Source organism: Pseudomonas sp. NBRC 111131 (assembly GCF_001320525.1).
Classification (GTDB): domain Bacteria; phylum Pseudomonadota; class Gammaproteobacteria; order Pseudomonadales; family Pseudomonadaceae; genus Aquipseudomonas; species Aquipseudomonas ceruminis.
Genome location: NZ_BCBH01000017.1, coordinates 50,068 through 68,606 on the forward strand (window position 1 = coordinate 50,068; position 18,539 = coordinate 68,606).

At 61.5% G+C, this 18,539-nt stretch carries 17 protein-coding genes; 2 read left to right on the forward strand and 15 right to left on the reverse strand.

The genetic code is table 11. The features are described from left to right. Window positions 1-70: 70 nt before the first annotated feature. From rnhB to rpsB, 15 genes are all read right to left on the reverse strand, one after another. Entirely contained in the window at window positions 71-694 is a 624-nt protein-coding gene (gene rnhB / locus APH34_RS16505; RefSeq protein WP_054902105.1) for a ribonuclease HII, read from the reverse strand. Between the two features lies 1 nt (window position 695). Then, complete coding sequence (gene lpxB, locus APH34_RS16510; protein ID WP_054902106.1) at window positions 696-1,823, reverse strand: lipid-A-disaccharide synthase; 1,128 nt, start codon at window positions 1,821-1,823, stop codon at window positions 696-698. A gap of 1 nt (window position 1,824) precedes the next feature. After that, a complete protein-coding gene (gene lpxA, locus APH34_RS16515; protein WP_054902107.1) occupies window positions 1,825-2,601 on the reverse strand; it encodes an acyl-ACP--UDP-N-acetylglucosamine O-acyltransferase in 777 nt (258 codons plus the stop codon). Continuing rightward, window positions 2,598-3,038, reverse strand: coding sequence for a 3-hydroxyacyl-ACP dehydratase FabZ (gene fabZ / locus APH34_RS16520; protein ID WP_016392301.1), 441 nt, complete (start codon window positions 3,036-3,038; stop codon window positions 2,598-2,600). Before fabZ ends, lpxA begins: the two co-directional genes overlap by 4 nt. A 113-nt stretch (window positions 3,039-3,151) precedes the next feature. Further along, on the reverse strand, window positions 3,152-4,207 hold the full coding sequence (gene lpxD, locus APH34_RS16525; RefSeq protein WP_054902108.1) for a UDP-3-O-(3-hydroxymyristoyl)glucosamine N-acyltransferase: 1,056 nt from the start codon (window positions 4,205-4,207) through the stop codon (window positions 3,152-3,154). Between the two features lies 1 nt (window position 4,208). Beyond that, a complete protein-coding gene (locus APH34_RS16530; protein WP_054902109.1) occupies window positions 4,209-4,712 on the reverse strand; it encodes an OmpH family outer membrane protein in 504 nt (167 codons plus the stop codon). A gap of 44 nt (window positions 4,713-4,756) precedes the next feature. Next, window positions 4,757-7,126 (reverse strand): outer membrane protein assembly factor BamA, encoded by a 2,370-nt coding sequence (bamA, locus tag APH34_RS16535; protein ID WP_054902110.1) that lies wholly within the window; start codon window positions 7,124-7,126, stop codon window positions 4,757-4,759. Between the two features lie 71 nt (window positions 7,127-7,197). Next, complete coding sequence (rseP, locus tag APH34_RS16540; RefSeq protein ID WP_054902111.1) at window positions 7,198-8,550, reverse strand: RIP metalloprotease RseP; 1,353 nt, start codon at window positions 8,548-8,550, stop codon at window positions 7,198-7,200. Window positions 8,551-8,596: 46 nt separating this feature from the next. After that, window positions 8,597-9,787, reverse strand: a complete 1,191-nt coding sequence (gene ispC / locus APH34_RS16545; RefSeq protein ID WP_054902112.1) for a 1-deoxy-D-xylulose-5-phosphate reductoisomerase — start codon at window positions 9,785-9,787, stop codon at window positions 8,597-8,599. Continuing rightward, window positions 9,784-10,599 carry a phosphatidate cytidylyltransferase gene (locus APH34_RS16550; RefSeq protein WP_054902113.1) on the reverse strand — a complete coding sequence of 272 codons (816 nt, stop codon included), beginning with the start codon at window positions 10,597-10,599 and terminating at the stop codon, window positions 9,784-9,786. The genes ispC and APH34_RS16550 overlap by 4 nt, the downstream gene beginning before the upstream one ends. Beyond that, window positions 10,599-11,354, reverse strand: a complete 756-nt coding sequence (gene uppS / locus APH34_RS16555) for a polyprenyl diphosphate synthase (RefSeq protein WP_054902114.1) — start codon at window positions 11,352-11,354, stop codon at window positions 10,599-10,601. Before uppS ends, APH34_RS16550 begins: the two co-directional genes overlap by 1 nt. A 15-nt stretch (window positions 11,355-11,369) precedes the next feature. After that, on the reverse strand, window positions 11,370-11,927 hold the full coding sequence (gene frr / locus APH34_RS16560; RefSeq protein ID WP_054902115.1) for a ribosome recycling factor: 558 nt from the start codon (window positions 11,925-11,927) through the stop codon (window positions 11,370-11,372). Continuing rightward, complete coding sequence (gene pyrH, locus APH34_RS16565; protein ID WP_003252294.1) at window positions 11,924-12,667, reverse strand: UMP kinase; 744 nt, start codon at window positions 12,665-12,667, stop codon at window positions 11,924-11,926. The genes frr and pyrH overlap by 4 nt, the downstream gene beginning before the upstream one ends. Before the next feature lie 178 nt (window positions 12,668-12,845). Further along, window positions 12,846-13,709 carry a translation elongation factor Ts gene (gene tsf, locus APH34_RS16570; protein ID WP_054902116.1) on the reverse strand — a complete coding sequence of 288 codons (864 nt, stop codon included), beginning with the start codon at window positions 13,707-13,709 and terminating at the stop codon, window positions 12,846-12,848. A 185-nt stretch (window positions 13,710-13,894) separates the two neighbouring features. Beyond that, window positions 13,895-14,632 (reverse strand): 30S ribosomal protein S2, encoded by a 738-nt coding sequence (gene rpsB, locus APH34_RS16575; RefSeq protein ID WP_054902117.1) that lies wholly within the window; start codon window positions 14,630-14,632, stop codon window positions 13,895-13,897. Between the two features lie 359 nt (window positions 14,633-14,991). On the opposite strand from rpsB, the gene map reads away from it, so the two are divergent. Both map and APH34_RS16585 read left to right on the forward strand, forming a co-directional pair. Beyond that, a complete protein-coding gene (gene map, locus APH34_RS16580) occupies window positions 14,992-15,774 on the forward strand; it encodes a type I methionyl aminopeptidase (protein WP_016712936.1) in 783 nt (260 codons plus the stop codon). A 40-nt stretch (window positions 15,775-15,814) separates the two neighbouring features. Beyond that, entirely contained in the window at window positions 15,815-18,517 is a 2,703-nt protein-coding gene (locus tag APH34_RS16585; protein ID WP_054902118.1) for a [protein-PII] uridylyltransferase, read from the forward strand. The last annotated feature ends 22 nt before the right edge of the window (window positions 18,518-18,539 follow it).

Genomic DNA, 18,539 nt, shown 5'->3' on the forward strand with positions numbered 1-18,539 from the left:
ACCGCGGATCACGCCAGTTGAGTAGCCGCGGCCGTGTATCGCGAAAGGGCCGCAAAGCGGCCCCGGTGCACTAGATCAGTGAGTCGGTAACGCCCTCGCGGGCTTCCCAGGCTGCCCGTACCGGCGCAAAGGAACGCCGATGAATGGGTGTAGGCCCAAGCCGGGCCAAGGCCTCCAGGTGCACCGGCGTGGGGTACCCCTTGTGCCCGCCGATCCCGTAGCCAGGATAAATAAGCTCGAACGCGCTCATCTCACGGTCCCGGGTCACCTTGGCGAGGATCGAGGCCGCAGCAATGGCCGGTACCTGGCTATCCCCCTTGACCACTGGCGCAGCAGGCACCGCCAGCTTGGGGCAACGGTTGCCGTCGATCAGTGCGAGCTTGGGCGTGACATGCAGCCCCACAACGGCTCGCTGCATGGCCAGCATGGTGGCATGCAGAATGTTCAGGCGGTCGATCTCATCGACCTCGGCGCGGGCGATGCAAAAACTCAGGGCCTTTTCGCAGATCTCATCGAACAGCGCTTCGCGCTTGGCTTCGGTGAGCTTCTTCGAGTCGTTCAAGCCCAGGATCGGCCGAGCCGGGTCGAGAATCACTGCCGCCGTAACCACCGCGCCGCACAGCGGGCCGCGGCCCACCTCGTCCACGCCTGCGACCAGGTCCTCGACGAGGTTGAAATCCAGTCCTATCTGCATGTCAGCGGTCCTTGAGCAAGGCCAGCACCGCGTCGGCTGCCTGGTTAGAGGCGTCGCGGCGCAAGGTACGGTGAATCTCGTCGAAGCCTTCGGTCTGCCGACTGCCATCGGCCACCAGCGGCGCCAGGGCCTGGGCCAAGGCGTCGCTGGTGGCAGCATCCTGCAGCAGCTCGGGCACCAGCTCACGCTGAGCGAGCAAGTTTGGCAGCGACACGTAAGGGCTCTTTACCAGGCGCTTGAGTATCCAGTACGTCAACGGCGCAAGGCGGTAGGCCACAACCATGGGGCGTTTGTACAGCAACGCCTCCAGGGTGGCGGTGCCGGAGGCGATGAGCACCGCATCGCAGGCTGCCAGGGCTTGGTGGGACTGGCCATCGAGCAAGGTCAATGGCAAGTCGCGGCCTTCGAGCATTTGCTCAACCTGCGCACGCCGCGCGGCGTTGGCGCAGGGCAAGACGAAGCGCACATCCGGAATCTGCGACTGAAGGCGTTGGGCAGCATCGAGGAACAACGCCCCCAGGCGCCCGACCTCACCGCCACGGCTACCGGGCATCAATGCCACCACCGGACCTTCGCCAAGACCAAGCGCACTGCGCGCAGCCTGACGATCAGCGGTCAAGGGAATGGTATCGGCCAGCGGATGGCCGACAAACCGCACCGGTACACCCTGGTCTTCGTAGAACCGCGCCTCGAAGGGCAGCAGCGTCAGCATCAGGTCGCACCCTTCACGGATTTTCAGCACGCGCTTCTGCCGCCAGGCCCAGACTGATGGGCTGACGTAATGCACCGTCTTGATACCCGCCTGACGCAATTTCAATTCGATATTGAGAGTGAAGTCAGGGGCGTCGATGCCAATGAACACATCGGGCTTTTCAGCGATCAGGGTCTGGATCAGTGCCTTGCGCCGCTTGAGCAGCTCGCGCAGGCGCCCCAGCACTTCGACCAGGCCCATGACCGCCAGACGCTCCATGGGAAAATAAGACTGCAGGCCTTCGGCTTCCATCAGCGGACCGCCGACGCCGATAAAGCGCACATCGGGATGGCGCGCCTTCAAGGCGCGCATCAAACCGGAGCCAAGAATATCGCCACTGGCTTCACCCGCAACCAGCGCTACGCAAAGCTGGGCCATGTCAGCGGGTGATGCCGCGGGCGGAATTCACGATCGACTGACGGAACAGGTCGACCTCGGGGTGTTTGTTCGCCAACTCATCGAGTTCCTTGATCGCTTCTTCAACGGTCAGGCCCTGGCGGTAGACGATCTTGTAGGAGCGGCGCAGTGCATGAATCACTTCATCGCTGAACCCACGACGGCGCATGCCTTCGAAGTTCATGCTGCGGGCTTCGGCGGGGCTGCCGAACACCGTGACGAAGGCCGGAACGTCCTTGCCGATTGCCGTACCCATGCCGGAAAACGCATGAGCACCAATGTGACAATACTGGTGCACCAGGGTAAAACCGGAAAGGATCGCCCAGTCGCCCACATGCACATGGCCGGCCAGCGCTGTGTTGTTGACCAGGATGCAATGGTTGCCAATCACACTGTCATGACCGATATGTGCATAAGCCATGACCAGGTTATGGTCGCCCAGGGTGGTTTCCGAACGGTCCTGGACCGTACCACGGTGGATGGTCACACCTTCGCGGATCACATTGTGATCACCGATTACCAGACGCGTCGGCTCACCCTTGTACTTGAGGTCAGGGGTGTCTTCGCCAATCGAGGAAAACTGGTAGATGCGGTTGTGCTTGCCGATTCGGGTCGGCCCCTTCAGCACCACATGGGGACCGATGACGGTACCCTCCCCGATTTCCACATCGGGGCCAACGATCGACCACGGGCCAACCTCGACACCATCGGCCAGTTTGGCCGACGGATCGATGATCGCCCGCGGATCAATCGAACTCATAGGGAGCGTTCCGCGCAGGTGATCTCAGCCGAGCAGACCGGCTTGCCGTCGACCAGGGCACGGCACTCGAACTTCCAGATCATGCTCTTGCGGCTGAGGAACTTGGCTTCCAGGACGAGCTGGTCACCCGGCAATACCGGTTGACGGAAACGCAGCTTGTCGGAGCCAACGAAGTAGTACAGGGTGCCATCGGCCGGCTTGGTATCGAGCATCTTGAAGCCGAGGATGCCGGCCGCCTGGGCCATGGCCTCGATGATCAGGACGCCCGGCATGATCGGGTGCGCCGGGAAGTGGCCATTGAAGAACGGCTCGTTGATGCTGACATTCTTGTAGGCACGAATGCTCTGGGCCTCGAAGTCCAGATCCGTCACGCGATCTACCAGCAGGAACGGGTAGCGGTGAGGCAGGTATTCGCGAATCTCGTTGATGTCCATCATTTCGGGGGGAAGCCTGTAATAAGAATAGGGAGCGCAGGTGCTGACCACACGCTCCTTTTGCAATCCAAAGAGGAGCCAGCTAGCGACTGTTCACTCTTGCTCAGGAAATGGTATCAGCCTTCTGATGCCGGCTGGCCACCTGAGGTCACGGTATCGACACGTTTTTCCAGCTGCTGGAGACGCTTGGCCATGTCATCCAGCTGGCGGATACGCGCAGCGCTCTTGCGCCAGTCAGCCAGTGGCTGCATGGCAGTACCGGAAGAGTAGGCACCCGGTTCGGTGATAGAACGGGTCACCATGGTCATCCCGGATACGAATACGTTATCGCAGACATCGATATGACCCACCATGCCAACGCCGCCAGCAATGGTGCAATGCTTGCCAATGCGCGTGCTGCCGGAAATCCCGACGCAGGCAGCCATGGCCGTATGCTCACCGATCTGTACGTTGTGGGCGATCTGGATCTGGTTGTCGAGCTTGACCCCGTCGGCGATCCGCGTGTCGGACAGCGCGCCACGGTCTACGGCGGTGTTGACGCCGATCTCGACATCATCACCGATGGTGACGCCGCCAATCTGCGCGATCTTGCGCCAGACGCCCTTCTCGTTGGCGAAGCCGAAGCCCTCGCCGCCGATCACAGCACCCGACTGAATGACCACGCGCTTGCCGATAGTCACGTCGTGATACAGCGTGACCCGCGGAGCCAGCCAACCACCCTCGCCTACCACGCAACGGGCACCGATCACGCAGTGCGCGCCGATGCTGACGTTGGCGCCAATACGTGCGCCGCTCTCGACGACCGCGAACGGCCCGACGCTGGCACTGGCGTCCACCTGGGCGTCCTCGGCAACCACGGCGCTGGGATGGATTCCCGCTACAGCCTTGGGTTTGGGGTCGAACAGGTGAGAAATACGCGCATAGGCCAGGTACGGGTCTGCCACGATCAGGGCATTGCCGGCAAAGCTTTCGGCATCCGCAGCCTTGAGCAGCACCGCCGCCGCCTGGCTGTTATCCAGGTACTTGCGGTACTGCGGGTTGGCGAGGAAGCTCAATTGACCGGGGCCAGCCTCCTGCAAGGTGGCCAGCCCGGTAATCTGCAGCGCCTCGGAGCCTTTCAGTGTGGCCCCGAGGGCCTCGGCCAACTGGCCGAGCGTCATGGTCACGGTCATATCAACGGGCTTGGTTCATACGCTCGATGACCTGGCGGGTGATGTCGTACTGAGGTTTGACATCGATGACCGCACCACGCTCGAGGACCAGGTCGTAACCGCCTTTCTTGATCACTTCCTCGACAGCACCGTCGAGCTTCGGCTTAAGCTGCTTGAGCATGTCGCGGTCGGCAACGGCCTTGGCTTCGTTCAGCTCCTTGGACTGGAACTGGAAGTCACGGGCCTTTTGCTTGAATTCAAGTTCCAGGCGCTCACGCTCAGGCTGGGCCATCTTGTCGCCGCCCTTGATCAGACGGTCCTGGATGCCCTTGGCGCTGCTCTCCAGGGTCTTGAGCTTGGTCAGCTGCGGGCCGAACTTCTTCTCGGCATCCACCGCGTATTTCTTGGCGGCATCGGATTCGAGCAGCGCCATCTGATAGTTCAGAACGGCAACCTTCATTTCGGCGAAAGCCGGGGTGGCGACCAGCGCCGCGGCCACTACGGCCAGTTGAGTCAACTTACGCACGATGCACTCCTGGATAAACCGTTGTCGTTAAGCAAGGGCCGACCTTAGAAGGTCTGGCCCAGAGAGAATTGGAACACCTGGGTATCGGCATCGTCCGGCTTCTTCACCGGCATTGCCAGGCTGAAGCTCAGCGGGCCCAGGGCAGTGATCCAGGTGACACCCAGGCCGACCGAACTGGCCATGCCCGAGAAGCCGACCTTTTCGCAATCCGGCTTGCTGCCGCAATTGGTGTCGAACACGTTACCCACGTCCCAGAACACGGAGGTGCGCAGCGAACGCTGGTCCTTGACGAACGGCAATGGGAACAGCAGTTCTACACCACCTTGCACCAGCACGTTACCACCGAACGGCAATGGGTCCTGGTCCGGGTCACGGATGGTTCCTGGTTTACCATTGCCACTGGGATCGTTAGCACCGATGCTAGGTGTACTGCGTGGACCCAGGCTGCTGTCCTTGAAGCCGCGAACGGAGTTGAAGCCACCCGCGTAGTAGTTCTCGTAGAACGGCAGGCCCGAGGTGCCGCCGAAACCATCACCATAGCCCAGTTCGGTGTGCAGGCGCAGGGTGTAGTTGTTGGTGATCGGCTTGAACAGCTGGCCACGGTAGTCGAGTTTGTAGAACGACAGGTCGCTGCCCGGAATGGTGGTTTCCAGGGTCAAGCTCTGGGAATGACCACGGGTCGCCAGCACACCTTTGTTCAGGGTCGATTCGGACCAGCCGACCGAGGCCTTGAAGTTCAGGAAGTTGTCGCCCTCTTTCTCGAGGAAGTCGAAGATCTCGTTAACCGTGTACTTACCGGTCTTGATCTTGTCCTGCTGCACGCTCAGGCCGTAGGTCAGGCGCGAAGTCTCGCTGATCGGGTAGCCCAGGCTGATACCGGCGCCCAGGCTGTCTACCGCATAGCTTGCCACATCGACGTCGAGGTCGTCGTAGTTGGTGCTGCGGTAGAACGCGTTGTAACCCAGGCTGACGCCGTCGGCGGTGAAGTAGGGATCCACGTAGCCGAAGTTGTAGCGGGTCTGGTATTCGGAACGGGTCAGGCCGATGGAGACCTTGTTACCGGTACCGAGGAAGTTGCTCTGGCTGATCGAGCCGCCAAGGATCAGGCCGGCGCTCTGGGCAAAACCGACGCTTGCGGTGATCGAGCCGGATGCCTGCTCTTCCACGCTGTAGTTGACGTCGACCTGGTCGTCGGTGCCTGGCACCGGCGGGGTTTCAACGTTGACTTCCTTGAAGAAGCCCAGGCGCTCGAGGCGCGTCTTGGACTGGTCGATCAGGTAGGTCGAAGCCCAGCCGCCTTCCATCTGGCGCATCTCGCGGCGCAGCACTTCGTCTTCAGTCTTGGTGTTGCCACGGTAGTTGATGCGGTTGACGTAGGCACGCTTGCCCGGGTCGACCACGAACATGATGTCGACGGTGTGGTCCTGGTCGTTCGGCTGGGGCACGCCGTTGACGTTGGCGAAGGTATAGCCTTCGTTACCCAGACGGCGGGTAATCAGCTCGGAGGTAGTGGTCATTACCTTGCGCGAGAACACCTGGCCAGGCTGCACCAGCAGCAGCGATTTCACCTGGTCTTCCGGCACCTTGAGGTCACCGGAGAGCTTCACGTCGCGGACGGTGTACTTCTCGCCTTCGTTGACGTTGACGGTGATATAGACGTGCTTCTTGTCCGGGGTGATCGACACCTGGGTAGAGGCGATGTCCATGTTGATGTAGCCGCGGTCCAGGTAGTAGGAACGCAGGCGCTCCAGATCACCGGAGAGCTTCTCGCGGGCATACTTGTCGTCGTTCTTGAAGAACGACAGCCAGTTGGTGGTCTTCAGCTCGAACAGCTGCGACAGCTCCTCATCGCCGAACACGGTGTTGCCGACGATGTTGATGTGCTGGATGGCGGCGACGGTGCCCTCGTTGATCTTGATCTTCAACGCGACCCGGTTGCGCGGCTGTGGCACGACCTCGGCATCGACCTCGGCCGAGTAGCGGCCCTGGGCCACGTACTGGCGTTGCAGCTCGTTACGCACACCTTCGAGGGTGGCACGCTGGAAGATCTCGCCTTCGGACAGGCCCGATTGTTTCAGACCCTTCATCAGGTCATCGGTACTGATCGCCTTGTTGCCTTCGATCTCGATGCTCGACACCGACGGGCGCTCGACCACGTTGATGATCAGGACATTGCCGTCGCGGTTCAGCTGGATGTCCTGGAAGAAGCCAGTCTTGAACAACGAACGGGTCGACTCCACCAGACGCCGGTCGTCGGCCTGATCGCCCACGTTCAGGGGCAAGGCGCCGAAGACGCTGCCAGCGGAAACCCGCTGCAGGCCGTTGACACGAATATCGGAGATGGTGAAGGACTCGGCGTGAACTTCAGCGATCATCAGTGCGGAGAGGACCGCAGTTAGCAGCAGACGTTTCATGAAGTCCTTTTATTCCAACTGGCAATAAACAACCTGCCGCGAAAAGGCGGCAGGTTCGCAATGCGAAGCTTTTATAGTCGACCCAGATCGTTGATCAGGGCGAGCAACATCACCCCTACGACCAAACTGATACCGATCTGGACCCCCCAACCTTGCACCCGATCCGACAGCGGACGACCGCGCGCCCACTCGACCAGGTAAAACAGCAAATGCCCCCCATCCAGTACCGGGATGGGCAGCAGGTTAAGAACCCCCAGGCTTATGCTCAGGTAGGCGAGGAAATTCAGGAAATCCCCGATGCCGGACTGGGCTGAAGCGCCCGCCACTTTAGCAATGGTTATCGGTCCGCTCAAGTTTTTTACCGAGAGCTCCCCGAACAGCATTTTCTTCAACGATTCGAGGGTCAGGACACTCATGTTCCAAGTGCGCGAGACGCCCTCGCCCACGGCCTCCAGCGGGCCATAACTGACCTCGCGGAGCATGCCGGCAGGCCATTCGGTGCCTTTGACGCCAGCCCCCAGGTAACCACCGGCGGCCTTGCCTTCACCCTTGTGAGCCAGGGTTACCGGCACGTCCAGGGCTGCACCATCGCGCTCGACACGCACCACGACCTTGGCGTCAGGGCGGGCCCGCACCGTGTCGACCACCTGCTGCCAATCGCTCAACGCCACACCGTCGAGTGCCAGCAGTGTGTCGCCCAGCTTCAGCCCGGCAGCGGCAGCCGGGCCTTTCGGGTCGAGCTCAGCCACCACGGGCACTACCGCCGGGCGCCATGGCCGCAGCCCCAAGGCCTGGATCGGGTCCGGCTCATCGGCACCTTTCAACCAGCTGTCGAGCTTGACCTGCAACTGACGCGGCGCACTGGCACCTTCATCGAGCACCCCCACCTGCAGGGTTCCGCTTTCACCCAAACGACGGACCAGCTGCAGATTGACCGCTGACCAGCCGTTGGTCGGCTTGCCATCGATCGATACAATTTCCTGGCCAGCCAGCAGCCCAGCCGTAGCGGCCATGCTCCCGGACTCGACTGCACCGATCACCGGGCGGACTTGCTGTGTACCCAGCATCGCCAGCAGCCAGAAGAAGACGATAGCCAGCAGGAAGTTGGCTATCGGACCTGCGGCAACGATGGCAATGCGTTGGCGCACCGACTTGCGATTGAACGATTGGTCAGCCAGCGCCGGCGGAACATCGCCTTCGCGCTCATCGAGCATCTTGACGTAGCCACCCAGGGGAATCGCGGCCACCACGAACTCGGTGCCGTGCCGGTCATGCCAGCGCAGCAGCGGCGTGCCGAAGCCCACCGAGAAACGCAGCACCTTGACGCCACAGCGCCGGGCCACCCAGAAGTGGCCGAATTCGTGGAACGTGACCAGAACACCCAGGGCTACCAGGGTGCCGATAATCATGTAGAGCGCAGTCATACCCATCTCCGAATCACGTTCAGCGCAACCCTGCAGCAGGCCGCCATCAGCGGCCGTGGCGCCTCAGCCACTCGCGGGACAGCTCCCGGGCACGCTGGTCGGCAGCAAATACAGCCTCCAGCGAAGGCAATGGCACCACAGGTTCCTGCTCGAGCACCTGTTCGATCATACCCGCGATCTCAGGGAAGCGGATACGCCGCTCAAGAAATGCCTCGACCGCGATCTCGTTGGCCGCATTGAGCACGGCCGGCGCGCTGTTACCCGCCTCTGCCGCCTGACGCGCCAGGCGCAGGCAAGGGAAGCGCAGCGCGTCGGGCGCCTGGAAATCCAGGCGAGCAATCGCGAACAAGTCCAGTGGCGCTACCCCGGAGTCGATGCGCTCTGGCCAGGCCAGGGCATTGGCAATAGGGGTGCGCATATCCGGGTTACCCAACTGAGCCAGTACCGAACCGTCGACGTAATCCACCAGGGAGTGAATGACGCTTTGTGGGTGGACCACCACCTCGACCTTGGCCGGCGCCGCATCGAACAGCCAGCACGCCTCGATCAGCTCGAGGCCCTTGTTCATCATGCTTGCCGAGTCCACGGAAATCTTGCGCCCCATGGACCAGTTGGGATGGGCGCATGCCTGCTCGGGCGTCACATCGGCCAGGCCAGCCTGCGGCGTTTCCCGGAACGGGCCGCCCGAAGCAGTCAACAGGATACGGCGTACACCCACCTGGTTCAGGCCACGGCCATAGTCAGCGGGTAGGCACTGGAAGATCGCGTTGTGTTCGCTGTCGATGGGCAACAGCACGGCACCGCTTTGCCGCACCGCGTCCATGAACAATGCGCCAGACATTACCAGCGCTTCTTTATTGGCCAGCAGCACCTTCTTGCCCGCCTCGACGGCGGCTAAGGTGGGGCGCAGGCCGGCAGCGCCGACGATGGCCGCCATTACTGCATCGACCTCAGGGGCGGAGGCTATCGCGCAAAGGCCCGCCTCCCCTTCAAGCACCTCGGTGGAGCTGCCAGCGGCTGCCAGCGCAGCACGCAAGCGCGCGGCTGACTCGCCATTGGGCACTACGGCATAGGCCGGGCGATGCTGCACGCAAAGGGCAAGCAACTCGTCGATACGCGAGTAGCCGCTTAATGCGAATACCTGGTAGCGCTCGGGGTGACGGGCGATGACATCCAGGGTGCTCAGGCCGATCGAGCCGGTGGCGCCCAGCACAGTAATACGCTGCACTGCGCTCACATCACACCCCATTCAGCAGCCCACAGCAGCACGGCGAAGACTGGGATGGCCGCTGTCAGGCTGTCGATGCGGTCCAACACCCCACCATGGCCAGGCAACAGGTTGCTGCTGTCCTTGATGCCAGAGCGGCGCTTGAACATGCTCTCGGTCAGGTCACCGATCACCGACGACATTACCACCAGCGCCGCGCCCAAAAGCCCGAGCAGCAGCTGGCCAATACCCCAATCCCGGCTGATGCCGACCACCAGGGTAATCACCAGGCTGACAGCCAGCCCGCCATAGACACCTTCCCAGCTCTTGCCCGGGCTGACTTGCGGGGCCAGCTTGCGCTTGCCGAATGCTCGGCCGGAGAAGTAGGCGCCAATATCGGCAGCCCACACCAGCACCATGACAGAGAGAATCAACCAGTTACCCAACTGCCAGTGCTTGAGCAGCACCAGACCTTGCCAGGCCGGCAGCAGGATCAGCAGCCCGATCAGCAGACGGCAGGCAGCGCTGGCCCACAACTCGCCGCTACGCGGGTAAGTCAGCACCAGCCAGGTTGCCAGCCCCCACCAGATGACCGAAGCCCCCAACACCCAGGGCGCCAGGTCGGGCATCAGGTAGAGGAGCATCAGCGCTCCGGCGACCACGGCGGCGTAGACGATGCGCTGCGACTGGGCCATCAGCCCGGCCAGACGTGCCCATTCCCAGGCGCCAAGGGTCACCACGAAGCCGATGAACAGGGCGAAATCCCCGCCGTTGAGCAGGAAGAAGCCACCCAGCGCGACCGGCAGCAGGATCAGCGCGGTAATGATGCGTTGTTTAAGCATTAAGCACGAGCTCCAGCCTCGACCTGCTCGCTGGTCTTACCAAAGCGGCGCTGGCGCGAAGCGAAATCGGCCAGGGCATTGCGCATGGCCTCGTGTTTGAAGTCCGGCCAGTAAAGGTCGGAGAAGTACAGTTCGGCGTAGGCCAACTGCCACAACAGGAAGTTGCTGATACGGTGCTCGCCACCGGTGCGAATACAGAGGTCCGGCAACGGCAGCTCACCGGTGGCCAGGCAGGTCTGCAACAGGCCTGGGGTGATGTCGTCCGGGCGCAGATGACCGGCCTGGACTTCACGCGCCAACCGCTGTGCAGCCTGGGCGATGTCCCACTGACCGCCGTAGTTGGCGGCGATCTGCAGAATGAAGCGATTATTGCCAGCCGTCAGCGCTTCAGCTTCGCGCATGGCGGCCTGCAACTCGGGATGGAACCGCGAGCGGTCGCCGATGATGCGCAGGCTGATGTTGTTCTCATTGAGGCGCTTGGCCTCGCGGCGCAGCGCCGAGAAGAACAACTCCATCAACGCACCGACCTCTTCGGCCGGGCGCTGCCAGTTCTCGCTGGAGAAGGCGAACAGGGTCAGCACCTCGACCCCGGACTTGGCGCAGACTTCGATAACCGCACGCACAGCATCCACGCCGGCCTTATGCCCGGCAACGCCGGGCAACAGGCGCTTCTTCGCCCAGCGATTGTTGCCATCCATGATGATCGCGACGTGACGCGGCACCGAAGACGGTGCCACCAGCTTGGTCTTTTCCATTAAAAAACCTCGGCCTTAGACGGCCATAAGGTCCTTTTCCTTGGCTTTGAACGCAGCGTCAATTTCGGCGACGTACTTGTCGGTCAGCTTCTGGATCTCGTCAGCGGCGCGACGCTCTTCGTCTTCGCTGATTTCCTTGTCCTTGGTCAGCTTCTTCAGGTCAGCCAGGGCATCACGGCGCACGTTGCGCACGGCAACCTTGGCATCTTCGGCAACGCCGCTGGCCTGCTTGGTGTAGCCCTTGCGGGTTTCTTCGGTCAGGGCGGGCATCGGTACGCGGATAGTGGTGCCGGCACTGGACGGGTTCAGGCCCAGGTCGGAGGTCAGGATGGCCTTCTCGATGGCAGCGCTGAGGTTCTTGTCGTGGGCGACGATCTTCAGGGTGCGCGCATCTTCGACGGAAATCGCGGCCACCTGGTTCAGCGGCATTTCGCTGCCCCAAGCCGGGACCTTGACGCTGTCCAGGATGCTTGGGTGGGCGCGACCGGTGCGGATGGCTGCCAGGTTGCGGCCCAAGGCCTCGATGGACTTGCCCATGCGTTCCTGGGCGTCTTTCTTGATGTCGTTGATCATGCTTGACCTTCCTCGATCAGAGTACCTTCAGCGCCACCCACCACGATATTCAGCAGGGCGCCAGGCTTGTTCATGTTGAATACCCGCAATGGCATCTTGTGGTCACGGCACAGGCAGATTGCGGTCAGGTCCATGACGCCGAGCTTGCGATCCAGGACCTCATCGTAGGTCAGGTGATCGAACTTCTCGGCATGTGGGTCCTTGAATGGATCGGCAGTGTACACACCATCGACCTTGGTCGCCTTCAATACCACGTCGGCATCGATTTCGATGGCGCGCAGGCAGGCTGCCGAGTCGGTGGTGAAGAACGGGTTGCCGGTACCGGCGGAGAAAATTACCACATCCCCGGAGTTGAGGTGGCGAATAGCTTTGCGACGATCGTAATGATCGGTGACGCCAACCATGGAAATGGCCGACATGACCAGGGCCGGGATGTTCGAGCGCTCCAGCGCATCGCGCATGGCCAGGCCGTTCATCACGGTAGCCAGCATCCCCATGTGGTCGCCGGTGACACGGTCCATGCCGGCTGCGCTGAGCGCGGCACCACGGAACAGGTTGCCACCACCGATCACCAGGCCGACCTGGACACCGATCCCTACCAGCTGGCCAACTTCAAGGGCCATGCGATCCAGCACCTTCGGATCGATACCGAAGTCTTCCGAGCCCATCAGGGCCTCGCCGCTAAGTTTGAGCAAAATGCGTTTATAGCGAGGTTGGCGACCACTCACCTGCTGAGCCATTGCGAGTCTCTCCTGCGGCGTACTTTAGAAAATTCGTGCGGGCTGCTTGCAGCCTGCTAACTGTAGCGTGGCACCATTTTGGTGCCAGCGGAACGGGCTGGATAAACGCTGTTCCGCTTTGACAAAGAGGCTGCGCGCGTGAGCGGGCAGCCTCTTTGGGGCGACAGACGGGGCTGTCTTACTGCTTGGCAGCTGCTACCTGAGCGGCAACTTCAGCAGCGAAGTCGTCAACCGGCTTCTCGATGCCTTCGCCCACTTTGAAGTAGGTGAAGGAAACGATTTCGGCACCGGCTTTCTTGGCCAGTTCGCCGACCTTGATTTCCGGGTTCATGACGAAGGCTTGCTCGACCAGCGAAGCTTCGGCCAGGAACTTCGAGATACGGCCCTTGACCATGTTCTCGACGATGTTCTCAGGCTTGCCTTTGATCTTCTCTTCGTTCAGCTGCAGGAAGACGCCTTTCTCGCGCTCGATGGCTTCGGCCGACACTTCCGACGGCAGCAGGAACTCAGGGTTCGAAGCTGCAACGTGCATGGCGATGTTCTTGGCCAGCTCGACGTCGCCGCCCTTGAGGACGACAGCGGCACCGATCTTGTTGCCGTGCAGGTAAGCACCGACAACGTCACCCTCAACGCGGACCAGGCGACGGATGTTGACGTTCTCGCCGCACTTGGCGACCAGGGCTTCACGAGCGGCTTCACGCGAAGCGATCAGCGGAGCAGCGTCGGTCAGCTTCTGAGCGAAGGCTTCTTCGAGGCTTTCAGCAACGAAGTTCTTGAAGTCGTCTTGCAGGGCCAGGAAGTCGGTCTGCGAGTTCACTTCCAGCAGGACGGCGGATTTACCGTCGGTCTTGACGGCGATAGCGCCTTCAGCAGCGACGTTGCCAGCCTTTTTGGCAGCCTTGATGGCGCCCGAGGCACGCATGTCGTCAATGGCTTTCTCGATGTCGCCGCCGGCCTTTTCCAGGGCCTTTTTGCAATCCATCATGCCTTCGCCGGTACGCTCGCGCAGTTCTTTGACCAGCGCCGCAGTAATTGCTGCCATTTCAAAATCCTCTTGGAAAGTTTTTCAACCATTCCACCCGCTCGACACGGGCGTTAAATTCTGCAAATCCGCTGTTTTCAACTCAGCCGACCCATGATGCGGGGCCGTTGCTGACAGCAGGATTTCAAGGTGGCAAAAAGGGGGCTAAGCCCCCTTTTCGCGTGCCAAGTAGACGCTAGCGCCTATTACTCAGCAGCAGGTGCAGCCGCTTCTTCAGCGTAGACTTCGGTGCCGCCAGCAACGTTGTTGCGGCCGCGGATGACGGCGTCAGCCATCGAAGTCATGTACAGCTCGATAGCGCGAATGGCGTCATCGTTACCTGGGATGATGTAGTCAACACCTTCCGGGCTGCTGTTGGTATCGACAACGCCGATAACCGGGATGCCCAGCTTGTTGGCTTCGGTGATAGCAATGCGCTCGTGGTCAACGTCGATCACGAACAGGGCATCAGGCAGGCCGCCCATGTCCTTGATACCACCCAGGCTGCGATCCAGTTTTTCCAGGTCGCGGGAACGCATCAGGGCTTCTTTCTTGGTCAGCTTGGCGAAAGTGCCGTCTTCGGCCTGGGTTTCCAGGTCGCGCAGACGCTTGATCGAAGCGCGGATGGTCTTGTAGTTGGTCAGCATGCCGCCCAACCAGCGGTGGTCAACGTATGGCGAACCGCAACGAGCAGCTTGCTCGGCGACGATCTTGCCGGCGGAACGCTTGGTGCCGACGAACATGATCTTGTTCTTGCCCTGAGCCAGACGCTCTACGAACGCCAGGGCGTCGTTGAACATAGGCAGGGTTTTTTCCAGGTTGATGATGTGGATCTTGTTACGCGCGCCGAAAATGTACTTGCCCATTTTCGGGTTCCAGTAACGGGTCTGGTGGCCGAAGTGCACACCGGCCTTCAGCATATCGCGCATGTTGACTTGGGACATGATAGTTCCTTGATAAGTCGGGTTGGGCCTCCACGTATCCCAATGACCAACCCACGCACCTGAACACGAAGTTCGAGAATACGGGGCACCCAGGTCATCGTGTCGACACGTGTGTGGGTTTAGGGCTTACGGGGTCGTCCCCGAAAGCGGCGCATTTTATACCACAGACCGAGAACGAACGGAACCCAGCAAACATCACGTCCGTCAGCGGCTTTTGCAGCACCCCGCCAAACAGGCCAGAATGCCCCCTGTAGACAGCAGTATGGCCGCCTTTATCCCGACAGACTGCCGCCCTGCTCTGCTAGAATCCGGCCTTTCCCGTTTGTTCGCGCGGTATACCGCGCCGTAGAGAGCCTGTAATGACCGTCACCATCAAGACCGCAGAAGACATCGAGAAGATGCGCATCGCCGGCCGCCTGGCCGCCGAAGTGCTGGAAATGATCGAAGAACACGTCAAGCCCGGTGTCACCACCGAAGCGCTCGACCGCCTGTGCCATGACTACATCGTCAACGTGCAACAGGCCATTCCGGCGCCGCTCAACTACAAAGGCTACCCGAAGTCGATCTGCACCTCGATCAACCATGTGGTCTGCCACGGCATCCCCAACGACAAGCCACTCAAGGACGGTGACACGCTCAACATCGACGTCACCGTGATCAAGGACGGCTACCACGGCGATACCAGCCGCATGTTCCACGTCGGTACCGTGCCGGTATGGGCTGAGCGCCTGTCCAAGGTTACCCAGGAATGCATGTACAAGGCCATCGAGCTGGTCAAGCCGGGTTGCCGCCTGGGCGACATCGGTGAAGTGATCCAGAAGCACGCTGAAAAGAACGGCTTCTCGGTGGTACGCGAGTTCTGCGGCCATGGCATCGGCAAGGTATTCCACGAAGAGCCGCAGATCCTCCACTATGGCCGCGCCGGCACCGGCATGGAACTGAAAGAAGGCATGACCTTCACCATCGAGCCGATGATCAACCAGGGCAAGGCCGATACCAAGGTACTGGGCGACGGCTGGACCGCCATTACCAAGGACCGCAAGCTCTCGGCCCAGTGGGAGCACACCCTGGTGGTGACGGCTACCGGTTACGAGATCTTCACCCTGCGCAAGGACGATACCATCCCGCGCACCTCGGCCTGATTTCGCCCCAAGGCAACCTCAACGACAGGAACGCGACGCGATGCCCCAGGTGGATCCCGAGCTGTTCGATCGCGGCCAGTTCCAGGCGGAACTGGCCCTCAAGGCGAGCCCCATCGCCGCCTTCAAGAAAGCCATCCGCCAGGCCGGCGAGGTGCTCGACAAGCGTTTTCGCGGCGGCTGCGAAATCCGCCGGCTGATCGAGGACCGGGCGTGGCTCGTCGACAATATCCTGCAACAGGCCTGGAACCAGTTCGACTGGGGCGACGCCAACGGCATCGCCCTGGTCGCCGTCGGTGGCTACGGGCGTGGCGAACTGCACCCGCACTCGGACATCGACCTGCTGATCCTGCTCGGTGCGGCTGAGCACGAACAGTACCGCGAGGCCATCGAGCGTTTTCTGACCTTACTGTGGGACATCGGGCTGGAAGTCGGCCAGAGCGTGCGCACAGTCGACGAATGCGCCGAGCAGGCGAGCGCCGACCTCACGGTCATCACCAACCTGATGGAAAGCCGCACCGTCGCCGGCCCCGAACAGCTGCGCCAGCGCATGCTGGAGGTCACCAGCACGGCGCACATGTGGCCCAGCAAGGAATTCTTCCTGGCCAAACGGGCCGAACTCAAGGCCCGCCATCACAAGTACAACGACACCGAATACAACCTTGAGCCCAACGTCAAAGGCTCGCCCGGCGGCCTGCGCGACATCCAGACGGTGCTCTGGGTGGCTCGGCGCCAGTACGGCACCCTGAACCTGCACGCGCTGGCCGGCGAGGGCTTCCTGCTGGAAAGCGAAAACGAACTGCTGGCTTCCTCCCAGGACTTTTTGTGGAAGGTCCGCTACGCCCTGCACATGCTCGCAGGCCGCTCCGAGGACCGCCTGCTGTTCGACCACCAGCGCAGCATCGCCACGCTGCTGGGCTACACCGACGAAAACCCCAAGCGTGCCATCGAGCAGTTCATGCAGCAGTATTACCGGGTGGTGATGAGCATCAGCCAGCTGTGTGACCTGATCATTCAGCACTTCGAGGAGGTCATCCTTGCCGACGATGACAGCGGCACCACGCAGCCGTTGAACGCGCGCTTCCGCCTGCATGACGGCTATATAGAGGCGGTCAAACCAAACGTATTCAAGCGTACGCCGTTCGCCATGCTGGAAATCTTCGTGCTGATGGCCCAGCACCCCGAGATCAAGGGCGTGCGCGCCGACACGGTGCGGCTGCTGCGCGAACACCGGCACCTGATCGACGATACCTTCCGCAACGATATCCGCAACACCAGCCTGTTCATCGAGCTGTTCAAATGCGAAATCGGCATCCACCGCAACCTGCGGCGGATGAACCGCTACGGCATTCTCGGTCGCTACCTGCCGGAGTTCGGCCTGATCGTCGGGCAGATGCAGCACGATCTGTTTCACATCTATACGGTCGATGCGCACACCCTCAACCTCATCAAGCACCTGCGCAAACTGCAGTACACACCGGTCTCCGAGAAATTCCCGCTGGCCAGCAAGCTCATGGGCCGACTGCCCAAGCCTGAGCTGATCTACCTGGCGGGCCTTTACCATGACATCGGCAAAGGCCGACAGGGCGACCACTCCGAGCTCGGCGCGGTGGACGCCCAGAAGTTCTGCGAACGCCACCAGCTGCCAGCGTGGGACAGCCGGCTGATTGTCTGGCTGGTACAGAACCACCTGGTGATGTCGACCACCGCCCAGCGCAAGGACCTGTCCGACCCGCAGGTGATCAACGATTTCGCCCTGCACGTGGGCGACGAGACACGCCTGGACTACCTCTACGTATTGACCGTGGCCGACATCAACGCCACCAACCCCAGCCTGTGGAACTCCTGGCGCGCCAGCCTGCTGCGCCAGCTCTACACCGAGACCAAGCGCGCCTTGCGACGGGGCCTGGAAAACCCGCTGGACCGCGAGGAGCAGATCCGTCAGACCCAGAGCGCCGCGCTGGATATCCTGGTGCGTGAAGGCACCGACCCGGACGACGTGGAACAACTCTGGTCGCAACTGGGCGACGATTACTTCCTCAAGCACAACGCCGCCGACGTGGCCTGGCACAGCGACGCCATCCTGCAGCAACCTGCCGATGGCGGGCCGCTGGTACTGATCAAGGAAACCACCCAGCGCGAATTCGAGGGGGGTACGCAGATCTTCATCTACGCGCCCGACCAGCACGACTTCTTCGCCGTGACCGTGGCGGCCATGTCGCAGCTGAACTTGAACATCCACGATGCGCGCATCATCACTTCGAGCAGCCAGTTCACCCTCGACACCTACATCGTGCTGGACAACGACGGCGGCTCGATCGGCGACAACCCGCAGCGGGTCAAGCAGATCCGCGCCGGTCTCACCGAAGCGCTGCGCAACCCCGAGGATTACCCGACCATCATCCAGCGTCGGGTGCCGCGCCAGCTCAAGCACTTCAACTTCCCCCCCCAGGTGACCATTCTCAACGATGCGCAGCGTCCGGTGACCATCCTCGAGATCACCGCGCCGGACCGCCCTGGCCTGCTGGCACGGATCGGGCGGATCTTCCTGGAGTTCGACCTGTCGCTGCAGAATGCCAAGATCGCCACCCTCGGCGAGCGCGTGGAAGACGTGTTCTTCATTACCGACGCCGACAACCAGCCGTTGTCCGACCCGCAACTGTGCAGCCGCCTGCAGGAGGCCATCGTGCAGCAACTGCAGGCCGGCCAGACCAGCGACGCCAGCCCGACCCGCGTGACCTTTTAACGATTAGACGATTGACGAGACC